The organism is Amnibacterium endophyticum, assembly GCF_042680685.1.
Classification (GTDB): Bacteria; Actinomycetota; Actinomycetes; order Actinomycetales; family Microbacteriaceae; genus Amnibacterium; species Amnibacterium endophyticum.
Genome location: NZ_JBHUEA010000050.1, coordinates 1 through 3,167 on the forward strand (window position 1 = coordinate 1; position 3,167 = coordinate 3,167).

The 3,167-nt window shown below is 76.4% G+C and carries 4 protein-coding genes; all 4 read left to right on the plus strand.

Annotated elements, in window-relative coordinates:
* Positions 1-82: 82 nt before the first annotated feature.
* Complete coding sequence (locus ACFSBI_RS16210; protein WP_377936773.1) at positions 83-1,012, plus strand: NADH-quinone oxidoreductase subunit H; 930 nt, start codon at positions 83-85, stop codon at positions 1,010-1,012.
* Positions 1,009-1,557: an NADH-quinone oxidoreductase subunit J gene (locus tag ACFSBI_RS16215; RefSeq protein ID WP_377936775.1), complete on the plus strand. Its 549-nt coding sequence runs from the start codon at positions 1,009-1,011 to the stop codon at positions 1,555-1,557. The genes ACFSBI_RS16210 and ACFSBI_RS16215 overlap by 4 nt, the downstream gene beginning before the upstream one ends.
* Entirely contained in the window at positions 1,554-1,856 is a 303-nt protein-coding gene (locus tag ACFSBI_RS16220) for an NADH-quinone oxidoreductase subunit NuoK (RefSeq protein ID WP_377936777.1), read from the plus strand. The genes ACFSBI_RS16215 and ACFSBI_RS16220 overlap by 4 nt, the downstream gene beginning before the upstream one ends.
* On the plus strand, positions 1,853-3,167 hold a 1,315-nt coding region (locus ACFSBI_RS16225), incomplete at its 3' end, for a proton-conducting transporter transmembrane domain-containing protein (protein WP_377936778.1). The genes ACFSBI_RS16220 and ACFSBI_RS16225, both read left to right, overlap by 4 nt.

The following is a 3,167-nucleotide window of genomic DNA, read 5'->3' on the forward strand; positions in this document are numbered from 1 at the left end:
GGGCTCGTGGCGGCTCCCCGCTGGTCGAGGTGCGGAGCGCAGCGGAGCCTCGAGACCGAGGGGCCCGCGGGGGAGCGGCACGATGACCGCCGCCGTCGTGACCGCCGCCCTGCTGGCGGTCGTCGTGCTGCTGCTCGCCGCCGGGGTCGTCGCGCTGCAGGCGGTGCTCGACGCGCGCGCGGTCGGCGCGCCCGTCGGTGCGGCCGCGCTCGCGCCGGTCGCCGAGACCGCACGCCTGCTGCGGCAGCAGCGCCGCACGATCGCGGGCGCCGACCGGCTGCTGCAGCGCATCGGCGGCGGCGGCCTGCTCGTCGTCGCGGTCCTCCAGGCCGCGGTCGTCCCGCTCGGCGACGTCGTGCCGGCCGATCTCGCCGTCGGCGTCGTCTGGTTCAACCTGCTCGACGTCCTGCTCTGGGCGCTCTGGTGGCTGCTCGGCTGGGGCGCGAACAGCGCCTGGTCGCTCGTCGGCGGGCACCGCCTGGTCGGGCAGGCGATCTCGACCGAGCTGCCGCTGATGTTCGCGCTCACCGCGCCGGCCGTCGCGGCGGGCAGCCTCCGGATGACGGACGTGGTCGACGCGCAGCGCGACCTCTGGTTCGTCGTCACCATGCCCGTCGCGTTCGTCGTGATGCTCGCGGCGGTCGTCGCGTTCAGCGCGTGGGGCCCGTTCTCCGTCACCGCCGGCTCGGACATCGCCTCGGGCGTGCTCGCGGAGCTCTCCGGCCCCGACCGGCTGCTCGCGCACGCGGGCCGCTCGGCGCTGCTCGTCAGCGGTGCCGCGGTCTCCGTGCCGCTGTTCCTCGGCGGCGGCACGGGCCCGCTGCTGCCGGCGTGGGCCTGGGTGGTCGTGAAGACCGCGGTCGTCGCGGCCGTGCTCGTCGTCGTCGCGCGGCACCTGCCGTCGATCCGCCCCGAGCGGCTGGCGGAGGTCGCCTGGCTCGTCGTCCTCCCGCTCGTGCTGCTGCAGCTGCTCGCCGTGTCGGTCGTCGTCGTGATCGGGAGCGGGGCGTGATCGCGCTGGCCGTGGTGCTCGGGGCGGTCGCGATCGCCGCCGGCGTGCTCGTCTTCGTCGTCGATTCGATGGCGCGGGCGACGTACGCGCTGCTCGTGTCGTTCGTGGCGGTCGGCCTGCTGCTCGTCGCCGTCGGGCTCGACTACCTCGGTCCGATCACGATCCTCATGATGGCGATGGAGATGGCCGTGATGGGCCTCTTCATGATCATGTTCATGGGCATGAACCCGGCCCTGATGGCCATGGACATGACGCACGCGAAGCGCCCGACGGCGATCGTCGCGGTCGCCGTCTTCGTCGGCCTGGCCGCGGCGATCCTCACGATCCCGTGGCCGGAGCGGGCCGCGGCACCGGCCGGCGACCGCGTCGCCGCCCTCGGCGTGGCGCTCATGGAGTCGAAGATGCTCGTGATGCTCACCGTCAGCCCGGTGCTGCTCGCGACGATCGTCGTCGCCGTCGTGCTCGCGAACCCCCGCGGCCGCTACGACCGCTTCGGCGACGACCTGGAGGCACCCGCCGACGATCCCGAGGCGGGCGGCCTGTGATCCTCCAGCTCCTGCTGCTCGTCGCGGCCGCGCTCTTCGCCGTCGGGCTCTACGGCACCATCAGCCAGCAGCCGATCGTGATGGTGATGATGGGCCTCGAGCTGATGCTGAACGGGGTGCTGCTCGCCGGCGGCGCCCTGTGGTGGTGGCTCGCGCCGACGACCGACGGGCAGATCGTGCTGCTGCTCGTGCTCGCCGCGATGACCGTCGAGATGGCCGCGGGCTTCGCGATCGCCGTCCTCGCGCACCGCTCGCGCGGCTCCGACATGACCGACTCCGCCACGGAGCTGCACTCGTGACCGCCGCGCTGATCGGCGCCCTCGCGGTGCCGGCGCTCGCCGGCGCCGCGCTGCTCGTGCTCGGGCGGCGCCTCGACCGCGCGGCCGGTGTCCTCGGGGTCGCCGCGGCCGCGGCGGTCCTCGTCCTCGTGCTGCTCGCGCCCCGCGGCGCCGCGGCGCAGCCGTTCGTGCCCGGCGGCGCGCTCGTCGTGGCGGTCGACGGGCTGCCGGTGCTCGTCCTCGTGCTCGTCGCCGCCGTGTCGCTCGCGGTGCTCGTGTGGGCGGCGGCGGAGCGGCAGGGTGCGCGCTTCACCGGCCTGATGCTCGTCTTCGTCGCCGCCGTCGTGCTCACCGCGAGCGCCGCCACCCTGCCCGCGCTCCTCGCCGGGTGGGAGGTGATGGGGGCGACCTCCGGGCTGCTCATCGCCCTCCACCTCGCCGACCGCGAGGCCGTCGCCGGCGGCCTCACCGCCTTCGTCACCACGCGGACCGCGGACCTCGGCCTCTACCTCGCGGTCGGCGCGGCCGCGGCGGGCGGCGGCGGCCTCGCCCTCGCCGACCTGCCGTCGGCGGCGCCGGGCTGGCGGGACGCGGTCGCGGCCGGCGTGCTCGTCGCCGCGCTGGGCAAGGCGGCGCAGCTGCCGTTCTCGTTCTGGCTGGCGCGCGCCATGACCGGTCCGTCCGCGGTGAGCGCGCTGCTGCACTCCGCGGCGATGGTCGCGATGGGCGGCTACCTGCTGCTCCGCGTGCAGCCGCTGCTCGCCGCCACCGGCTGGGCCGGACCCGTCACGGCCTGGATCGGCGCGCTGTCCGCGGTGCTGCTCGGGATCGTCGCGCTCGGCGAGACGGACCTCAAGCGGCTGCTCGCCGCATCGACCGGGGCGCAGCTCGGCTTCGTCGTGCTCGCCGCGGGCGTCGGCGCGACCGCCGGCGGCACCGCCCAGCTGCTCGCGCACGCGGTCACCAAGGCGGCGCTGTTCCTCGTCGCCGGCGCCTGGCTCGCCGTCTGGGGGCAGCGCCGCATCGCAGACCTCGCGGGTGCGGGCCGCCGCGACCGCGTCACCGGGGTCGTCGCGACCGTCGCCGCGGCCTCCCTCGCCGGGCTCCCGCCGCTGTCCGTCTGGGCGGCGAAGGACCTGCTGCTCGCCGCCGCCGGTCCCGCGCTGCTCGTGGCCGGGCTGGTCGGCGCGCTGCTCTCCGCCGCCTACTCCGGCCGCATCGTGCGGACGGTCTGGCGCCCCGCTGCCGAGGGCGCCGACGCGACGCCGGTGCGGGTCGCGCTCGTCGCCCCCGCCGCGGTGCTCGCGGCCGCGGCCGTCGTGCTCGCGAACG

Excerpts from the sequence above, each read along its gene's own strand:
- ACFSBI_RS16210 (WP_377936773.1), top strand. The coding sequence starts at position 83 with ATGACCGCCGCCGTCGTGACCGCCGCCCTGCTGGCGGTCGTCGTGCTG.